The sequence below is a fragment of the Bacteroides sp. AM16-24 genome, assembly GCF_003471885.1.
Classification (GTDB): domain Bacteria; phylum Bacteroidota; class Bacteroidia; order Bacteroidales; family Bacteroidaceae; genus Bacteroides.
On record NZ_QRKI01000009.1, the window covers coordinates 1 to 19,674 of the forward strand.

The window sequence follows — 19,674 nt, forward strand, 5'->3', positions numbered from 1 at the left end:
TAAGGGGGCAGAATCGCTTGGTTTTAGGGGGCAGCTTACACTGGATTTTCCAATACACACTTCACATGATAATTACCATAGGATAATATATTTTCCTCCTATGATTGTTTCTCCCTAAATGCTCCATTTTGTGATGCCTACAGATGTGATTCAGCAGCGTCACTACTATGAAGCACGTGCTTCACAGTTGTAAAGCACGATACCTACATCCGTGGTCACTACTAAAATAATGGTTATCAACAAAATACAGATGATTAGTTTTCTTAATGAACATAAGGGATTGACATTTACAATCCCTATTTGGAATGGACAAAAACAGGCAGGTGTAAGTAACTTTACCTACACGCCGTTTTTATCTACCTACACCGCACTCTAACACCGATGAACAGGGAGGTACAGAGCATGAGTGCAAGCGTGCAAGTAAAAGTATACTAAAATCTTATGTATGTTTGAGGTCAGACTTCTTCCCCCTTCAGCGTTGCGGAACTGGCTTCGGTAATCTTCACCATTACAAAATCACCCACGCGATGTGTACCCCGGTCGAATACTACCACCCGATTTTGCTCCGTACGTCCTACAAGCTGCTCACGGGAACGTTTGGAAACACCTTCCACCAACACTTCATACGTCTTGCCGATGCAACGGGCGTTAGACTCGGCGGATAGACGATTCTGCAAAGCGATAATCTCATTCAGCCGACGTATCTTCACTTCTTCAGACACATCATCCGGCAGATGCTTGGAAGCATACGTACCCGGACGCTCGGAATATTTAAACATGAAAGCCGAATCGTAACCACATATTTCCATCAAGGAAAGGGAAAGCAGGTGATCTTCCTCCGTTTCGGAATGGAAACCGGAAAATATATCTGTAGACAGACCACAATCGGGGATGATACGACGAATAGCATCCACACGTTCCAGATACCACTCACGGGTATATTTACGATTCATCAATTTCAGGATGCGAGAACTCCCACTCTGTACAGGCAGATGGATATGCTTGCATACATTGGGAACTTGTGCGATGACTTCCAGTGTTTCGTCACTCATATCTTTAGGGTGCGAGGTAGTGAAACGGACACGTACTCCCGGCGCAGCCTCGGCTACAGTACGGAGCAGCATAGGGAAAGTAACAACCTCCCCATCCGGTTTCTCAAAACGGTAGGAATTTACATTTTGTCCCAACAGGGTGACTTCCTTATAACCTTTAGCCACGAGGTCGGACACTTCGTTAAGGATGCTTTCCACATCACGACTACGCTCACGCCCACGGGTATAGGGAACAATACAATACGTACAGAAGTTATTACATCCGCGCATGATGGACACAAAACCTGAAATGTGGTTTCCACAAATGCGCGAAGGAATCACATCCCGGTAAGTTTCAGTGGTAGAAAGCTCCACATTGATAGCTTTCTCGCCTGCCTCCACAGCTGCAACCAGATCAGGAAGAGTGAGATAAGCATCAGGTCCAACCACCAGGTCGACGTGATGATTCGTTATCAAATCATCCTTTACCCGCTCGGCCATACACCCTAATACACCCACAATCAGATTTCGTTTTTTCTTTTTAAGTGAATGGAAGAATTCTAAACGATTCAGGATTTTCTGTTCGGCATTGTCGCGAATGGAGCAGGTGTTCATAAACACAGCATCTGCTTCTTCCAGTGTATCTGCCGTTGAGTATCCCGCCATCTGCATCACAGAGGCAATCACTTCACTGTCCGCCACATTCATCTGGCAGCCGTAGGTTTCAATGAACAACTTCTTGTTGTCATCAGCAGTTGCAGATTTAAAGTCTGCTCCCGTTACTTTTTCCATAATTTCTTTTTTTTATTTCGGTTGCAAAGATACGCCTTCGGCACTAAATTACAGATGAAATGAGGAAAAATAACACTCAATAGTTAGAAAATGAAGAATTTCTGGTAATTAATGTTAAGAGACTAAACATTTTTGAGGTAGATGTTTGGCGTAAAGCAATTAATTTCACAATTTTGTGCAATGAAAGAAACATTAGATTTTTTCATAGTTAAGGTTTAGGTTAAAAAAAATAAGGGGAGCTGTGAAGCTGCCCTTTTTTCATGTTTAAAAATTGGCTGTAATTCAGATAATTTAGTTACCTTTGGCGATGAAAAACTTAAATGAGTATGGATGACATATTACAGTTTCTGTTAATCGCAGGCATAATCGTTATCGGAATTGTCAAACAATTCAAGAAAGAAGCAAAAAAGAACGCTGACAACAGCCCCGCTATGCCCATGCCGGACACAGACTTTGACGATGACGCACTGCCCATTCCTGAAAGCTGGGGAAAGACTTATGGCGGATATATCCCCGAAGGTCCCCGACCGGAACCAAAACCCGTTTCCACAGCTAAAGAAGAATACCAATTCTCTTCTTCAAAACATATTTTTGGAGGAGATCCTGCAAATACATCCCCCAAACCTATTACGGCTCCGCCGAAACAGAAGATTTCTCCTCCTCCATCCGTACAGCAAAAGCCCGAAACTGATTCCGAATATGCGATCCATTCGGCAGAAGAAGCACGAAAAGCTATTATCTGGTCGGAAATACTGCAACGAAAGTATTAACAAACGGAAAGTTGAGAGTTGAAAATGAAGAGTTGAGAGTAACTCTTCCGGTAACTTACGAATTTTCACACAGAAAAAATAACTAAATACATTATGGCACTCAATTACATCTCGGCAGCGGAAGCTGCAAGCCTGATTAAACATGGCTACAACATCGGCTTGAGCGGATTTACTCCCGCAGGAACAGCCAAAGCCGTTACGGCTGAATTAGCAAAAATAGCAGAAGCAGAACATGCAAAAGGTAATCCCTTTCAGATAGGTATCTTTACCGGTGCTTCTACGGGTGACTCCTGCGACGGCATACTTTCACGCGCCAAAGCTATCCGCTACCGTGCTCCTTACACAACCAATTCTGATTTCCGTAAAGCTGTGAACAACGGAGAAATCGCTTATAACGACATCCACTTGTCACAGATGGCACAGGAAGTCCGTTACGGTTTCATGGGCAAAGTAAACATTGCCATCATCGAAGCTTGTGAAGTGACTCCCGATGGTAAAATCTACCTGACTGCAGCCGGTGGTATCGCTCCTACAGTTTGTCGCCTTGCCGACCAGATCATCGTGGAACTGAATGCTGCTCACAGCAAGAATGCTATGGGTCTGCACGATGTATACGAACCGCTTGATCCGCCTTACCGTCGTGAAATTCCTATCTACAAACCGAGCGACCGCATCGGTCAGCCGTATATTCAAGTAGACCCGAAAAAGATTGTAGGTATAGTAGAAACCAACTGGCCGGATGAAGCACGTAGCTTTGCCGATGCCGATCCATTGACTGACAAGATTGGCCAGAATGTAGCCGACTTCCTGGCTGCGGACATGAAGCGTGGTATTATCCCGTCAACATTCTTACCGCTGCAATCCGGTGTAGGTAACATTGCCAACGCCGTACTTGGTGCACTGGGACGTGATAAAACGATTCCGGCATTTGAAATGTACACAGAAGTGATTCAGAACTCCGTAATCGGACTGATTCGCGACGGTCGTGTGAAATTCGGTAGCGCTTGCTCACTGACTGTAACCAACGACTGCCTGCAAGGCATTTATGACGATATGGATTTCTTCCGTGATAAACTGGTACTCCGTCCTTCGGAAATCTCTAACAGTCCCGAAGTCGTTCGCCGTTTAGGAGTTATTTCCATCAACACAGCTATCGAAGCTGACCTCTACGGAAATGTAAACTCTACGCATATCGGCGGTACGAAGATGATGAATGGTATCGGTGGAAGCGGTGACTTCACGCGTAATGCTTATATCTCCATCTTTACTTGTCCGTCCGTTGCCAAAGAAGGCAAAATCAGTGCTATTGTTCCGATGGTATCTCACCACGACCACACAGAACACGACGTCAACATCATCATTACCGAACAAGGCGTTGCTGACTTGCGTGGCAAGAGTCCGAAAGAACGTGCACAGGCAATCATTGAAAATTGTGTTCACCCGGATTACAAGAATATCCTCTGGGATTACCTGAAACTAACCGATGGTAAGTCTCAGACTCCGCAAGCTACCCGTGCTGCACTGGCTATGCATGCAGAACTTGCCAAAAGCGGAAATATGCAAAACGTAGACTGGGCACAGTACAAGTAAATACTTTAAAAACGGGGCTTGCCACCATACAGATAGCAAGCCCCGTTTATATTTTCTACAAAAGTCATTATACGGCAATCCAACTGCCCAATATTTTTCCTGCATTATAAACAATACAAAAACAGAAAGCAACAATACCTATATAGACCAACCAACGAGTAAATTCATTTCCCATAAGCTTTTGCCAAACACTCTTCAATACATCAATTATTCCTTTCATTTTAATTGTTTTTCTTACATGAATGATCTACTTTATCTTCCTCTAATCACTTCATCACACACGGCATCCTGAAAAGCACGCGCCTTAGCTCCTGAAAGTACATTTTGGTTCATGATGGCAAAAGCAATCTCATGTCCGTTTGTTGTCCGCAGATAACCTGCCAGACAATTAATTGCCGTAAAGGAGCCTGTTTTGGCATGTACGTTTTTATGAGAAGGAGTTCCGCGTTGCATCCGATACTTCAATGTTCCATCTACACCACCGATAGGTAAAGCTTTATATAGTTTCTGAAAAATGTCCGTACGGGAATAGGCAAATTTAAGAAAAGCAATCAACAAATTGGGAGAGATATAGTTATAATTGGAAAGTCCACAGCCATCAGCCAGTTTATAGTAATCCGGATCTTCTCCCAAAGCTTTTATCTGTTTACGGATAACAGAAAGCCCGTCTTCATCGGAAATATGCTTTTTACCAGTGACCTGCGCGCCCAGGCGACAAAGCAAAGCCTCAGCATTCAGGTTATCGCTTTCTTTCATAATCTGGTTGATTACATCCTGAATGGCAGTTTCAAACAAAGCTATTTGAACCGAAAGACTATCCTTCTGCAATTCGTTGAAAGCATAATTTACAGGACATTGAATACCTTTCGCCTGCAGACGTTCAAGGAAAGTATGCATAAAGAAATCCCGTGAAGAATAAATATTCACCATACCGGTACGCTTACCTTCTACATTCCCTTTTACAACTATGTTGTTACCATTCTGTAGCCAATCCCGGGAAACTCCGAAACGCCCGGCAGCAGGAGTACGGGATTTGGTTTCATTCGTTACGGTATAATAAGAAGAGGCAGGAACACAATCGAGACTTGCCAAATGACCCCGTTCACTAGGAGAAGCCGTAACAGTGACCAGACCTTTATTCAGCATCAATGGCGAGAGATAAGGTTGATAGGAGGCAGGCGTATCATCCCAAGCCCAACCGCTTCCCCAATAAATGGAGTCTTTCATAGAAACATCTCCATATACATGGCCCGATATCACCGAGAATGGGAAACGACTTACCGCATTTACCAATGAATCCAGAGCTTCATCATCAAATTCAGGGTCATATCCACCCACAACATACAAATCACCTTTCAGCGTATCTTGTTCAATCACGCCCTGATACCATACTTCTGTTTTAAAAGGATCATCCGCATCCGGATGGGAAAGGGCGGTAATAGTAGTCAGCAGTTTCATAGTAGAAGCCGGACGAGAGAGCTTATCCGCCTGATAAGTGTATAAAGACTTCCCGTCAGTCAAGTCGTATATGGATATGCCAACGTTGGAGCCGACAGGAAGTTGATATTTAATCAAGGTATCCAGACGGGAAGAGAGGCCCTTAGCAGCCGTATTTTGCCCCCACACGGTCACAGGGATAAACAAGAGGGAAAGAACAAGAGACAACAGATATTTTTTCATGTTTATCGGGTTACAACGCTTCTTTAAAAATCTCTGAAACCGTGGGATGCGGGAATACTATTTTCTTCCAGGCTTCAGTAGTCAGTTTCAGTTCGATAGCCATGCCTGCCAGAGTGATAATTTCAGAAGCCGGATTACCCAGTATGTGCGCTCCCACTATGGTCTCGTCATCTGCTATCAGAAGTTTACAAACTCCATTCACTCCTTCGTTCTCAGCAACAAAACGACCGGAATAAGCCATCGGGAGTTTTACAACACGATAATTAATACCTTTCATTTGCAGACTTTCTTCCGTCTGCCCTACTCCTGCAATCTCCGGATTGGTATATACTACACCGGGAATAGCCCAATAGCTCATGACATCTTTCTTGCCAAGTATTGTATGCACAGCTACTTCCGCCTCACGAACGGCTGTATGTGCCAGCAAAGAATAACCAGTCAGGTCACCACATATATATACTCCCGGAGCAGAGGCTTGCATCTGTTCGTTTGTACAGATATTCCCTCTTTCCGTTCTTTTTAATTCCAGATTCTCCAACCCGAAACCTTTCGTTACCGGACGACGACCTACACTCATCAATAGTTTCTCAGCAAGCACGCTGCCTGTACCTTCTGCATTCTCAAAATTAACCTGTACTTGTGGCTTCCCGTCTTCGGAAGAAGCCTCAGCAAGAGATACGACCTTCGTACTAAGCATAAACTTGATTCCACGTTTAGCATATTCCGCACGCAGAAGAGCGGAAAGCTCTTTATCCATACCTCCCAGGATTTCATCAAGCATTTCGATAACAGTGACCTGCACGCCCAGACTATTAAAGAAAGAGGCAAACTCTATACCAATTACTCCACCACCAATAATGGCAAGTGAAGCGGGAAGTTCCTTATTATCTAGAGCATCGCGGTGCGTCCAGAAAGGTACAGTATCCACTCCGGGAATAGGAGGGATGAATGTTTCCGAACCGGTGCATAGAATCAGATTCTCGCACTCATAAGTCTCACCACTACACTGCACGGTATTCTTATTGATGATGGTAGCTTCTCCCTGCACGATATTCACTCCGTGGGCAGTCAGCTTACCTTTAACACCCAACACCAGTTTACGCACCACTTTCTGTTTACGGGCAATAATCTTCGATAAATCAAATGAGGCTTCGGAAACAGTGACTGCATATTTGGAAGCATGACGCGCAGCATCATACGTTTTTGCCGAATACAATAAAGTCTTGGTAGGGATGCAGCCTTCATTCAGACAGACTCCACCTAAACTTTGCTTTTCAAACAACACTACGCTTAGTCCGGCTTTCCCGGCAGCTTCGGCAGCAGTATATCCCGCAGGACCTCCACCGATAATGGCAACTTGGTATTTCATAGTTTCTATTTATTTATAGGTATATTTCCTTTGGTAATTACTGATCAGGAAAAGAATAGCCACAATGAATCCACATAAGGCAGACGCTTCTTTCAGCAACAGGTATGCAACGCACATAAAAGTAAGAACAAATACTATTACCCATTTTTCAGTAGTAGTCATACCTTTCGATTTGAATATTTTTTCCATGTATACAGGGGTTATTTATAAACTGCCTGCAAGTTAATAAAAACCTCTCTTATCTGCACAAAAGAATTGTCCTTTCTTTATCTTTTTCACCGTACGCTTCATCTTTAAAGCATATAAATTCAGTTCTATCGAAGATTCGGTTTCTGTTGTATCTCCCATCTCTTCTACAGACAATAATTCGTGAAGTAACTCGCTACTGCGCTGGGTCAATGTTTTCTGTTTGCCTTCATCTGTTTCTGTTGACAAGATATTTAGATTACGAGAGAGCTCTCTCAAATGGGCAAAAGACTCTATAATAGCAAGAGTTGTAGCCGTAGCACGAGGACTTTTCAAAACGGTAGCAAGCATGTAAAGACCTTTTTCGGTGAAAGCTTTAGGTATTGCACGTACTTTAGGGGATAAATTTGCGGTCGAAAGTTTCGACCGCAAATGTCGTATCTCACTTTCATTCAATTCAATAATGTAGTTCTTAGGACAAGGTACAACTAATATTCTACAAAAAGCACCGCCCCTTATCTTTTTCTTACTAAAAAAACATACCTTTGCTTGCAGTATTCCTCAATAAAATACGTCTATAAACAAAAGCTATTTAAACTAACGGAACTAAAGGTACATGAAACGAACAAACTTATTCCAACTGCTATTGTTCTCCACTTTCATTCTTTTATGTGGGACAGCTTGTGATAACGGTGAAGATGAACGCCTTTCTCCTATGAAGAAAGTCATCATGGAAGGAAATAATAACAGTGTGGAAATTATCATGAGCCGGACCAACTGGAAGATAGTTTCACTTACTTCCCTTGATGGATGGAACCAGTTGGCAAGCGGACTGGAAGGATTCGGCACAATCTATTTTGACTGGGGAAGCATCACAAGAGATAAAGAAGACGCCCTGACCATACAGGCCAACGAGAACCTGGAAGATGAAGAACGGGGACTAATTATCAACCTGAGTACCAGCAGCGGACTCTATACAGAACAGATCATTGTACAGCAAAATCCCGGAGATAAATATGAAATAAAAAGCATCACCTACTCACTGGAAGAAGGAGACGGAGAATTCTGGATGGATTCACGCCCCTATGGCCTTACCTTCCGAAACTATACGGACAATTCCACCACTACTACCATATTTCCTTATGACCATGCACCTGAAGAATATCAGTTCCACTGCCCCAACGATCTTGCCTTCAAATTATTGAAGTACGAAGAACCTTTAGTGGATGTCCCGGAAATAGTAGACGAAAAAATACAGCTGACAGGTGAGAAAGTGAAATATAGCCTATTTCCACAACAGTATGACAGCAAACTAAAATATACGGAAGTGAAAGTAGAGACTCCCCCTCAGAAACAAACCAAAATTTCGGGACTGATACTCTATAAATTGCACCAAATAACCTATACATTAACACTCACAAATGTACGTACACAAGAAGAGAAAATTGTGAAAGGAGAAATGTCGAGGAAGTTTCCTTACTTTCACACGAAACCCCGTACGGAAGTCAGCGAACTACCTTCGCAAGAATAACTCATTCTCTATTCACTATAATACCCAGCATTGTAATCTCTTCTTTACTAATGCTGGGTGATTGCTTTTCATCCAGCTTACGACAAACCAGCTCCGCTACCTTCAAGGCGTCTTCCTTCGTTGCAAAAGCTATTTTCCTCCCTACAGCAGGTATATAAGGCTGACGAATCAGTGTATCTCCCTTATGGAGTACCATATACCCATAGCCACCCTCCGCCTGCATGGCACGGCAGGTAAATTCCGTCTCACCGGTATTCGTGCAGCCGGAGAAACAAGAAAGGCATACTGTCACCAGGGACAGTACACCAATCTTTACAATAAACACTAGCTTCATAAATCACAAAAACACTAATCAACATCTTCCTGCTCATAGGGCAGGAGTTCATAAACATCATCAAAATAGCTGGTTCCCGAAGCCCCCGTCAATACAAAGCCACGCTTGCCCGTAGAGAAAGATACAGCATAAGCGCGCGACGAACCTCCTGAACTTACATTGTGTACACTCGTAAGTGGAGTATAATCATCATCGGAGTCACCATACCACAAATCCTCACCAGGATCATACACCCAATAATCACTGGTTACGCCACTACGGGTTCCGGTAGCAATATACCCTCTTCCATCTATCACGAAAGATACAGTACCTAAGCGCGCTATAGCATAATCGTCATCATAATCGTCATCGCTATTAGTATTGGCAATGTCACGCAACTGAGTCCAGTTGTCACCATCAAATTTCCACAAATCATCAACCAGCGTGTTATTGTTCTGCCCACAGCAGACATAAGCTACATCATCTATAACGAAAGCCGTACCATACCAACGCTTGTATCCCCCGAATCCATTTACAATTTCCCATTGCTTTCCGGCAGCGGCATTAGGATTAAAGCGATAGAAATCTTTCAGATAATTATCATTGAACCCTGTACCCACATAGCCGTATCCTCCAATCGAAAAAGCCAATGCACCGTAGCGTGCACCACCACCAAAGTCATCCATTTGAGTCCAGGAGTCCGTAGCGGGATTATACTCCCAGGTATCTGCCAGATATGTGGGTTCGGTCTTTTGAATGCCGGTAGTAATGTAACCTCTATCATTCAAGGCAAACGAAGCCGCACTATGGCGTCCCGCTGCCGCATCGGGCATATCGGCACATTGTGTCCAATAATCTCCATCCATATTGTACTCCCAAAGGTCTTTCAGATAGGTCTTATTCGACCCACGATAGCCACAACACAGATAACCTTTATTTCCAATGGTGAAACTGCCAGCCTGCCCCCGCGCTACACCGTCCAAGTCCGATCTTCTCATCCATACACCTTGGGTGTATTCATCGTCGTCCGTACAACTGCCAGCCAAGCATCCAACCGCCAGCAGTATTATTCCCAATAATAGTCGATTCATTTTTTTCAGAACTTATTTTGATTTACTATATTTTTGGTAGCAAAAGTAGGCTACAGGTACTTCATCAACAAATATAACCGACAAACGGCACTAAATTTCCGGTAAATACCTTTACCGATAAAACCTGCCCGATAGCCGATTTTAATAGGAAGATATAGAAGTTTCATTTTCCTTTGCGGCTCTAAAAACCGCAGCAATGAAAAAGTTATTGTATAGTCTGATTATAATGATCGCCGCCATCTGTGCTTGTCAGGATGAAAATTCAGAATTAGGACAAAGTCTGGTGAACAGTTCTTTCTATAATGTATATGTAGATACTTGTACGGTGGACATCAGTACCATTCTTATGGACTCCATAGAGACCAGGGGGGACAGTATTTGTCAGTTAGGACACTATAAGGATGCCTCATGGGGTGAGGTCTCCGCCGCTTACTATGCCGAATACTCTAAAAACAGCTTTACTCCCAACGAGGATTATAGTTACAGCTTCGACTCGTTAGTACTGAGGATGACGCCTTCCGGCAACTTCTGGGGCGATACCTTAACACAGCAACGAATATCTGTTTACCGGCTAAAACAAGCCATCTATCTGGACGATGACGAAGATTTATACAACAGTACTATCCTGCCTACCGAAAGCATGCCTCTATTCAGTTTCACTTTCACGCCAAGCCCCGGACGAAAGAAGGAGTTAGAAATACGTCTGCCCGATGAACTGGGAAAAGAGTTACTGAATGATCTCGTAACAGAAGAAGACTATTTCGACAGCCAGGATAAGTTCAAAGAAAAGTTTCCCGGACTGGCACTCATGGCCGAAAACAGCGGAGAATGCATCACCGGATTCATGGTAAACGATTCATCCATGGCCATCACTCTGCACTATAAAGAGATAGCCAGTCAACGCACAGAAAAAGAACTGACCTTCAGTGTGAACACTGATTATGCCTATACCAGTATCCGTCACGATCGTACCAGTACCCCTCTCGCTACCTTGGAAAGCGGAATAGAGAACCTTATCCACTCCGGCAGTCTGGGCAGGCGGGCATATATGCAAGGATTGACAGGATTCTATAATCAGATAGAATTTCCCCATCTGAATAATTTGCAGGATGCAGGAGAAATTGTTTCCATAGAAAGCGCCACACTCTACCTCTATCCGGTGGCCGGAAGTTATAACAAGCTAAACCAACTTCCGGAAGATATACGCCTTTACATCACAGATGAAAACAATGTATTGGAAGATTATGTATACGGCAGTGATGGTGTTACGGTACAGACCGGAAATCTGACAGTGGACGATATGTTCGGGCGGGATACTTATTATTCCTTTGACGTAACCGAATTCATCCGCAGCAACTTCGGTACGTGGGGCATAAAACGGCAGAAACTACTCCTGAGTCTACCAGAGAATGAAATGACAATGACTTTCAATCAAATAATCTTCACCAACGACCCCGACCAGGAGAGACAATGCAGATTAGATATCAGATTTAAAATATACAACGAAAAATGAAACATTACCACCGGATTCCCCTTATGCTGTGCAGCTTCTGTGCGGTAAGCCTTTCCATCATAGCCCAAAATAACACCAATCTACCCACTTCTATGTATGGAGTGGGTGAACTAAGTACCAGTGACGGCGGACGTTATGCCGGAATGGGCAACATAGGTATTGCCCTAAACAGAACCGGATTCCAAAATACCTTGAACCCGGCAGCCATTACCCGAATGGACAGCACCTGCTTCATATTCGATGTCGGTGCATCGGCTTCATATGCCCGTTATTCCTTTCAGAATGATCACAGTTCCAGTTTTATGAGTAATCCCAACCGCTTCAGCATAGGATGCAGAATCCTGCCACGCTGGTATGCCATGATAGGCGCTGCACCCTATAGCAGTGTGGGCTACATTATCCAGACCGAAGAAGAAGTGGAAGGTATGCCCGGAAGTTATACCTATTCCTTATTTGAAGGATCGGGAGGATTATACCGTTGTTATCTTACTAATGCCTTTGCATTGACCAAACGCCTGTCCGTTGGCATAAATCTGGGTATCATACTGGGAACGGTGACCCAAAGCGAAACGCAAGAAAGTGCCATTGTGGAGTACGAATCTTCTAAGCGTGCTTTTTATGCCGACTTCGGAATACATTATGAATTCAATACCACCGGAAACCAAAAGTGGGCAGCGGGACTTGTATTTGCCCCCTCCTTTCAGGTTAACCACGAAAACAATCTGACCTATAGCAATTCTTCCACCAGTGAAGGTGTCGATAAGAGTTATCATAGCCGGACGCAATATTTACCTATGCACATCGGCACCGGAATATCAATGACTACCGAACGTTGGGTAGTGACCACCGATTATAATTATCTGGATTGGAGTCGCAATACCTCATCTTACACTTCCATGAAATACGAAAACCAGCACAAATTGAACATCGGGGGAGCCTATATTACCAATCCACGCCTTCCCCGGTCCACTGAATTGATGGGGGGAATAGGTTTAAGTAATTCGTATATAAATCTGCGAGGTGGAAAAATGCAATACCTGGAAGTGAGTGCAGGAGCAAGCTTTCCTATCCGGTACTCCTATCTTTCATTAGGCGCCACCTGGCGGAAACAAATCAATTCACGCAGTAGCCTGATGCAGGAAAGCCGATTCAGCATGAATCTGAATATTACGTTTGGAGAAAGAATATCACGGTCAAAATTGAGGTAAGGGAATAGTATTCTTCTGACGGATTATGAACTAAATGTGATAATGTGGTAGGGTGATAATGGAATAACTCCACACGGTAACTCCATTTACATGCCGAGGTAAAGACCGTTACATGCCGCGGTAAAGGTCGTTACAATAAGGGGTAAATGCCGTTACATGCGATGGTAAATGCTTTTACATTTTGTAGTAAACAGTTGGTAAATGCTATTTGTTGATTATTAGTAAATTAATAAAAAACCATCAGCAATCTTTAATTCATATCTGTAGGATATGAGTCAATTCCGGCAACAAGCATTGAAGCATACTAAAGGACAGAATAATCAGAAATATAATTCTTCAACTTCTTTCGGTAAACCTCTCCGATAGGGATACTTCTTTTATCCAGAGCAATTTTACTGCTCTCTATGGTACGTATGCAATCTTTGCGAATAATAAACGAGCGGTGCACACGTATAAATTCATCAGAAGGTAACCTCTCCTCCATATATTTCATTGTACACAGACTCAGTATAGGCTTTGGTTCATCCTTACTATAAATCTTCACGTAATCGCCCAACCCTTCGATATAAGATATTCTGGATATATCCAAACGGAAAATCCGATTGTCAGACTTTACATAAATCACTTTAGACATTTCGGGCTGAGATGCATCTGCCTGAGACTTTTCGGAAACGACAGTAAGCTGCATCCCTGTTTCACCTTTCAGACTGAACCAGCGCGAAGCCTTATTCACCGCTTCAAAAAAGATAGGAAAATTGATTTCAGATATCAGGTAATCCAATGCATCCAGACGGAAGCACTCAGCGGCATACCGGGGAGTATCTGCAATAAAAATGACACGGGTGAACGGAGAAAGCAATTTACTGAATTCCATTCCGTTGATTCCCTCCATTTCTTCCTGCCCGATTCCTACGAAGTAAAGGTGTACTTTGTTGTCATAATAACCTTTCAATGCCTCAATAGGATTACTGTACTTCCCACACAAAGAAAGAAAGGGTGTTTTGGCTATGAACACTTCCAGTTGTTCACTCACCTGTTGGTCGGCATGCAAAATAGCACAAGTCAAATTCATCATCATTTCTCTTATTTTTAGAAATTAGACGGACGACTTTCCGGAAGGCTGCAAAAAGAAAATCGAGAATTAATATTTCTTCACTTCACTTAAACGATTAGTAAGAGTTTTTATGAACAGATCTTCCTTCACCGGAAGCAACACAGCACATTTTCCCTTCGTCCCGTACTTCACCAGCACATAGCGCATCACAGCGAAACGTCCTATTTTCATAGAAGAGGCTCGCTCTACAGAAATAATGTCTTTCAGGAGGATTTCCTCCGAACGGGAAAAGCGACCGTAAAAAAGGAGAAGCCTGCCGTCTGTGGTCAGCGTATACGTAGTATGGATGAGGCGCTCGATAGCGATGATGAGCAGGAGCATAAAAAGAATAGCCATAACAGCATGCTGCATCCACATGGCATAAATGACGATGATCGTTGTCAGCACCAAAAACAAATATTGTCCCACAGCAATGCGGGCATGGAAGATACGATTCATTTTATTCTGTTTTTGCTGCTAAGATAGGTATTTTTATGGAACGACGTGAGTTATTCTTCTAATATCTCCCTCAGTTTATCACCTAACCGCTTTTCTCCCTCCAACCTCATTTTCCAACATACCGATTTATGGAACATATATACCTGCTCGGCAGGCAGGCAAAACAGTTTCTCAATTTCTTCTACAGACTGTCCAAGGGCGACCAACATACAAAGCAGTTCCTCATCTTTCGTAACACCGGGAACCAGTTCCTGTACTTTCCCTATAAAGTCCGGATAATGGAAAATAAATATCTCGCGGAAAACAGCACCACGCGCTCCGCAAAGCATATCTTTCGAAGCATAAGGCGAGTCTTCGGAAATCATTTCTATCAAAGCCCTACTGATCTCTTTCATACACAATCGGGATATTTTCTCTACTTTATTCATTGTCGGTTAGTTTTCTATTATTAGTTGCAAATTTGCAGAAACTATAAGATAAAATCATAAACAGCCAATATACAATTCAATATACAAAAATGTATCTTCCTCATTATCAACTATGAATAAAAGTCATAAAATATAGATATCATTTTCTTTCTTTTCCAAATGGAATTGTATCTTTGCCCAAACAAAGTAAGTTTTTAGAATTATGAATATAAGGAAGCCATTATTCTTGCTCTTACTATTTGTAGGAGCTTGTGCTACTGATTCACATTCTCCAAGCGCAGAAGATGTCGGACAGTGGCAACAAACAGCAGAAAAACTCACCACATTACTAAAAGAGGAAAAATTCCGGGAAACTGAAAATCTGACTAAAACCAAGATAGCGGAATTACTGGAAAATGCAAATGATACGGAAGAGAATGACACGCTGATCAAATATGCCCGGCAGATACTTTCTATCTCTTACTACAACTACTTAAAAAGTAAGCAATTTCGTTCCGGCATAGAGTATATGGATAGTCTCAGCCAAATTTCGTTCATACAAGAGAACTGCAAACATGAACTGTTATCCGCCCGGGCAAGCCTGCACCAGATGCATGGAAACAATGAGCAAGCCATCAAGTTAGCCAATGAATACCTGCAATTACCCGACTATGAGGATGCAGACCGCTTTATCCCACAAGCTGAAATAGTCAGCGGAGTTTATATCTATTCCGGAAATGACATACCCCAAGCCATCCGAATATTGGAAAAGGCCGTGAAAGCCTACCGGCAGGGAGGAAAATACCAGAATATGCTTCGCATCATGTCCCGACTCGGTATTTATTATCGCCTCATCGGAGAATATGAAAAGGCGGTCGCTATCAATCAGGAAGCCATCAGCAGCTATACCGACAGCATAGCTCCCCCTAATATAGTAATAGCTTATGGCGAACAATCAAACCTTTATGCAGAATTGGGCATGTACGACCGGGCACTGCAACTGAATACGGAAGCTCAACGCTATTCGCTTATGAAAGACAGTTTCGGACTGGGCGATCTCTATCGTTACCGGGCATCCATATTCGGTCAAACAGGGAATAAAGATTCCATATTCTACTATTTAAACCAGGCCGAGAAGATATCAGCCCTGCAAGGCAGCTTCAAAGGAGTATTTGTGAACAAAGTTACTACAGCAGAAGCCTATCTGGAGTATCCCGATTCTGTACAAAAAGCACTAACGCTTGCATTAAGTATCTGTCCGGACAGTTCCCGCATGCCGAAGTGGGCCAAATATGAACTGGAACTTCACTTAGGGCGAGCTCTATTACAAACAGGAAAAGCTGTGCAAGGAATACCTTTGATAGAGAAAGCCACACAAGGCTTTATAAAGATGGATATGAAATCCAGAGAACAAAAGGCCAACGATATACTTATGGACTACTATCTGGACATGAATATGAAAGACGCATTCATTCGTTGCTATAGGCGTAGCCAAACTTTTACAGATTCACTGAATTTAGCTGAAAAGATGCGTGCCGTCGCTGCTGCCAATATCCGGTTTGATACCGAACGGAAAGAAAAAGAAAATACTTTGCTCTCGGCACAAGTGAAGCTGCAAAAGCAACAGTTATTCTATAATATATGTATTTCAATTACCCTGCTGTTGACACTTATCATTTCCGTTGCCTATTTCATAAATAAACGAAAGGCCAATCGTTTGCTCTTGGAAAAGCATAAACAAGAAATAAAGAAATTAATCACCCGCCAGCAAGAACTGAACCGTCGTAACGAGCAGTTGACCGAACAAATAGAACAGGCAATGGCTACCAACAACCTGACTTCTATCCGCCAACTGACCGGGCAAAACCTTCTCAGCAAAGAAGATGAAAATGATTTCAGACAATCGTTCGCTGTGATACACCCACTTTATTTACCCAAATTACGGGAATATTATCCGCAACTTACCCGCAATGAAGAATTGCTTGCCATGCTCATCTGCATGAACCAAAGTACGGATGAAATAGCTTTGATTATGGGTATTAACCGTAACAGCGTCAATATGATACGTTCGCGTATGCGAAAGAACATAGGACTTGCAAAAGAAGAGTCTCTGGATGAAGTTGTTAAACAGTTCTTATCATAATTTTATGAATTAATATACGGGAAAAGTACAATGAAACTACTTATTTCGTAGCTTTGCAGTACTTAAACATACAAAATATGATTAGAGAGTTCGACTTTTTAGTAATTGGTTCCGGTATCGCCGGCATGAGTTTCGCTCTGAAAGTAGCTCATAAAGGTAAAGTAGCGCTCATCTGCAAAACGGAATTGGAAGAAGCTAATACATTCTTCGCACAAGGGGGAATCGCCTCAGTAACCAATACACTGGTAGATAATTTCGATAAGCACATTGAGGACACCATGATTGCAGGTGACTGGATCAGTGATCGTGCCGCCGTAGAAAAAGTGGTACGTGAAGCACCCGGACAAATCAAGGAACTGATAGAGTGGGGAGTAGAATTTGACAAGAATGACAAAGGAGACTTCGACTTACATAAAGAAGGCGGACACTCTGAATTCCGTATCCTGCATCATAAAGACAATACAGGCGCCGAAATACAGGAAAGCCTCATCAGAGCTGTAAAGACGCATCCTAACATTGAGATATTCAACCGCCATTTTGCCGTAGAAATCATCACACAGCATCACATGGGGATTATTGTAACCCGCCATACCCCGGGTATCAAGTGCTACGGAGCCTATGTGCTGAATGAAGATACAGGCGAGGTTGATACTTTCCTTTCTAAAGTAACACTCATGGCTACAGGTGGCGTAGGTGCCGTTTACCGGAATACTACTAACCCATTGGTTGCTACCGGAGACGGAATTGCTATGGTATACCGCGCCAAGGGCTTCGTACAGGATATGGAATTTATTCAATTCCATCCAACTGCCCTTTATCATCCGGGAGACCGCCCCTGTTTCCTGATAACAGAGGCAATGCGCGGGTATGGTGCCGTATTGCGCAACATGGGAGGCGAAGAATTCATGCAGAAATATGACCCACGTCTTTCTCTTGCTCCTCGTGACATTGTAGCACGTGCCATCGACAGTGAAATGAAACAACGTGGTGATGATCATGTTTACCTGGATGTTACCCATAAAGATCCGGAAGAGACCAGGAAGCATTTCCCGAACATCTACGAAAAGTGCCTCAGTTTAGGTATTGATATCACAAAGGACTATATACCTGTGGCTCCTGCCGCACATTATCTGTGTGGTGGTATCAAAGTTAACCTGAACGGAGAGTCTTCTATCAACCGCCTGTACGCTGTAGGAGAATGTTCCTGTACTGGTCTACATGGAGGCAACCGCTTAGCTTCCAACTCTTTGATTGAAGCAGTTGTCTATGCCGATGCTGCTGCCAAACATGCACTAAGCATGCTCGACCGTTATGAATTCAATCATGAAATACCTGAATGGAATGCAGAAGGTACTGTGACTAACGAAGAAATGGTGCTTATTACTCAAAGCATGAAAGAAGTCAACCAGATTATGGGTGCGTATGTAGGTATTGTACGTAGTGACCTACGCCTGAAACGTGCTTGGGTACGTTTGGATATGATATATGAAGAGACGGAAGATCTTTTCAAGCGCAGCAAGGCATCCAAAGCTATTTGCGAGCTGCGTAATATGGTCAATGTCGGTTACCTGATTACCCGTCAGGCAATAGAACGCAAGGAAAGTCGCGGATTACATTATACGATTGATTATCCACACGCAAAGAAATAGTATAAGGACCTCCCCTATGAGGGCATACGCTTGTAATGCAAAACGCCCGGATGTTTCTTCAAGCGAAACACCCGGGCGTTCTTTATCATAGAAATAAGAATTTATTAATAGTTTTCTTTCTTCACTTCGAAGTAAGCCTGCGGATGCAAGCAAGCCGGACAAACTTCTGGAGCTTCTTTACCTGTGAAGATGAAACCACAGTTACGGCATTGCCATACTACTTCACCTTCCTTAGCGAATACTGTAGCATTCTCGATATTATTTACAAAAGCCAAGTACCTTTCTTCATGACCTTTTTCAGCAATTGAAATGTTTCGGTACATAGCAGCAATTTCATAGAAACCTTCTTTTTCTGCTATGTCAGCAAAGTGAGGATAATCCAGAGACCATTCTTCATGTTCACCAGCAGCAGCTTCTTTCAGGTTATCCAATGTAGTGCTGATAACACCGGCAGGATAGCTTGCAGTAATTTCTACCATACCACCTTCCAGATACTTGAACATACGCTTAGCGTGTTCCTTTTCCTGGTCAGCCGTTTCAGTAAAAATAGCAGCAATTTGTTCGTAACCTTCCTTCTTAGCTACACTTGCAAAATAAGTGTAACGCATTCTTGCCTGTGATTCTCCTGCAAATGAGGTCAACAGATTCTTTTCTGTCTGAGTTCCCTTAACACTTTTAGCCATAATCTTTTTTTCTTATTTAGTTAGTAAATTACGTATCAATTGTCGTTAGTCATTCTTATTAACAACACAAAAATAAGTTTTTTGTTTGATATTTACACACTTTTTATTCATTATATTTATCTATGAAAGCATAGATAAAATCTATTTCCGGAAATATAATTCGGGA

At 42.8% G+C, this 19,674-nt stretch carries 18 protein-coding genes and 1 pseudogene; 7 read left to right on the forward strand and 12 right to left on the reverse strand.

The window, feature by feature from the left end; genetic code table 11:
* Positions 1-455: 455 nt before the first annotated feature.
* Positions 456-1,823: a tRNA (N6-isopentenyl adenosine(37)-C2)-methylthiotransferase MiaB gene (gene miaB / locus DW182_RS11750; protein WP_117707261.1), complete on the reverse strand. Its 1,368-nt coding sequence runs from the start codon at positions 1,821-1,823 to the stop codon at positions 456-458.
* Between the two features lie 326 nt (positions 1,824-2,149).
* On the opposite strand from miaB, the gene DW182_RS11755 reads away from it, so the two are divergent.
* Together DW182_RS11755 and DW182_RS11760 are read left to right on the forward strand one after the other, a co-directional pair.
* Entirely contained in the window at positions 2,150-2,593 is a 444-nt protein-coding gene (locus tag DW182_RS11755) for a hypothetical protein (RefSeq protein ID WP_044154784.1), read from the forward strand.
* Between the two features lie 93 nt (positions 2,594-2,686).
* Positions 2,687-4,183, forward strand: a complete 1,497-nt coding sequence (locus DW182_RS11760) for an acetyl-CoA hydrolase/transferase family protein (protein ID WP_007661046.1) — start codon at positions 2,687-2,689, stop codon at positions 4,181-4,183.
* A 67-nt stretch (positions 4,184-4,250) separates the two neighbouring features.
* On the opposite strand, the gene DW182_RS22150 is transcribed toward DW182_RS11760, so the two are convergent.
* The 5 genes and pseudogenes from DW182_RS22150 to DW182_RS11780 all read right to left on the reverse strand — a co-directional run.
* Complete coding sequence (locus tag DW182_RS22150) at positions 4,251-4,403, reverse strand: hypothetical protein (protein WP_007661048.1); 153 nt, start codon at positions 4,401-4,403, stop codon at positions 4,251-4,253.
* Positions 4,404-4,435: 32 nt separating this feature from the next.
* Complete coding sequence (dacB, locus tag DW182_RS11765; protein ID WP_118295653.1) at positions 4,436-5,863, reverse strand: D-alanyl-D-alanine carboxypeptidase/D-alanyl-D-alanine-endopeptidase; 1,428 nt, start codon at positions 5,861-5,863, stop codon at positions 4,436-4,438.
* 10 nt (positions 5,864-5,873) lie between these two features.
* The gene (lpdA, locus tag DW182_RS11770; RefSeq protein WP_007661053.1) at positions 5,874-7,232 is read right to left on the reverse strand and encodes a dihydrolipoyl dehydrogenase; all 1,359 of its coding nucleotides are present in this window, start codon (positions 7,230-7,232) and stop codon (positions 5,874-5,876) included.
* A 9-nt stretch (positions 7,233-7,241) separates the two neighbouring features.
* Complete coding sequence (locus tag DW182_RS11775) at positions 7,242-7,421, reverse strand: hypothetical protein (protein WP_115503677.1); 180 nt, start codon at positions 7,419-7,421, stop codon at positions 7,242-7,244.
* A gap of 33 nt (positions 7,422-7,454) precedes the next feature.
* A pseudogene (locus DW182_RS11780) lies at positions 7,455-7,895 on the reverse strand (ORF6N domain-containing protein); the annotation flags it as partial.
* 139 nt (positions 7,896-8,034) lie between these two features.
* On the opposite strand from DW182_RS11780, the gene DW182_RS11785 reads away from it, so the two are divergent.
* On the forward strand, positions 8,035-8,949 hold the full coding sequence (locus DW182_RS11785) for a hypothetical protein (RefSeq protein ID WP_007661056.1): 915 nt from the start codon (positions 8,035-8,037) through the stop codon (positions 8,947-8,949).
* Position 8,950: 1 nt separating this feature from the next.
* Here DW182_RS11785 and DW182_RS11790 read toward each other — a convergent pair whose 3' ends face one another.
* Positions 8,951-9,283 carry a DUF4907 domain-containing protein gene (locus DW182_RS11790; RefSeq protein WP_118295655.1) on the reverse strand — a complete coding sequence of 111 codons (333 nt, stop codon included), beginning with the start codon at positions 9,281-9,283 and terminating at the stop codon, positions 8,951-8,953.
* 14 nt (positions 9,284-9,297) lie between these two features.
* Positions 9,298-10,353 (reverse strand): kelch repeat-containing protein, encoded by a 1,056-nt coding sequence (locus DW182_RS11795; protein WP_118295656.1) that lies wholly within the window; start codon positions 10,351-10,353, stop codon positions 9,298-9,300.
* A gap of 196 nt (positions 10,354-10,549) precedes the next feature.
* On the opposite strand from DW182_RS11795, the gene DW182_RS11800 reads away from it, so the two are divergent.
* Positions 10,550-11,866: a DUF4270 family protein gene (locus tag DW182_RS11800; protein ID WP_118295657.1), complete on the forward strand. Its 1,317-nt coding sequence runs from the start codon at positions 10,550-10,552 to the stop codon at positions 11,864-11,866.
* Positions 11,863-13,074, forward strand: coding sequence for a hypothetical protein (locus DW182_RS11805; RefSeq protein WP_118295658.1), 1,212 nt, complete (start codon positions 11,863-11,865; stop codon positions 13,072-13,074). The genes DW182_RS11800 and DW182_RS11805 overlap by 4 nt, the downstream gene beginning before the upstream one ends.
* 304 nt (positions 13,075-13,378) lie before the next feature.
* On the opposite strand, the gene DW182_RS11810 is transcribed toward DW182_RS11805, so the two are convergent.
* The 3 genes from DW182_RS11810 to DW182_RS11820 form a co-directional block, all read right to left on the reverse strand.
* Positions 13,379-14,152 (reverse strand): LytTR family DNA-binding domain-containing protein, encoded by a 774-nt coding sequence (locus DW182_RS11810; protein WP_082074187.1) that lies wholly within the window; start codon positions 14,150-14,152, stop codon positions 13,379-13,381.
* Positions 14,153-14,215: 63 nt separating this feature from the next.
* Positions 14,216-14,626 carry a PH domain-containing protein gene (locus DW182_RS11815; RefSeq protein ID WP_118295659.1) on the reverse strand — a complete coding sequence of 137 codons (411 nt, stop codon included), beginning with the start codon at positions 14,624-14,626 and terminating at the stop codon, positions 14,216-14,218.
* A gap of 50 nt (positions 14,627-14,676) precedes the next feature.
* A complete protein-coding gene (locus DW182_RS11820; protein ID WP_044533845.1) occupies positions 14,677-15,054 on the reverse strand; it encodes a hypothetical protein in 378 nt (125 codons plus the stop codon).
* Between the two features lie 202 nt (positions 15,055-15,256).
* Between DW182_RS11820 and DW182_RS11825 the strand changes: the two genes are divergently transcribed.
* Together DW182_RS11825 and nadB are read left to right on the forward strand one after the other, a co-directional pair.
* Positions 15,257-17,176 carry a tetratricopeptide repeat protein gene (locus tag DW182_RS11825; protein ID WP_118295660.1) on the forward strand — a complete coding sequence of 640 codons (1,920 nt, stop codon included), beginning with the start codon at positions 15,257-15,259 and terminating at the stop codon, positions 17,174-17,176.
* Between the two features lie 77 nt (positions 17,177-17,253).
* Entirely contained in the window at positions 17,254-18,825 is a 1,572-nt protein-coding gene (gene nadB / locus DW182_RS11830) for an L-aspartate oxidase (RefSeq protein WP_118295661.1), read from the forward strand.
* Between the two features lie 104 nt (positions 18,826-18,929).
* Here the strand turns inward: nadB and rbr are convergent, their stop codons facing one another.
* Positions 18,930-19,508 (reverse strand): rubrerythrin, encoded by a 579-nt coding sequence (rbr, locus tag DW182_RS11835; RefSeq protein ID WP_118295662.1) that lies wholly within the window; start codon positions 19,506-19,508, stop codon positions 18,930-18,932.
* Positions 19,509-19,674 lie beyond the last annotated feature (166 nt).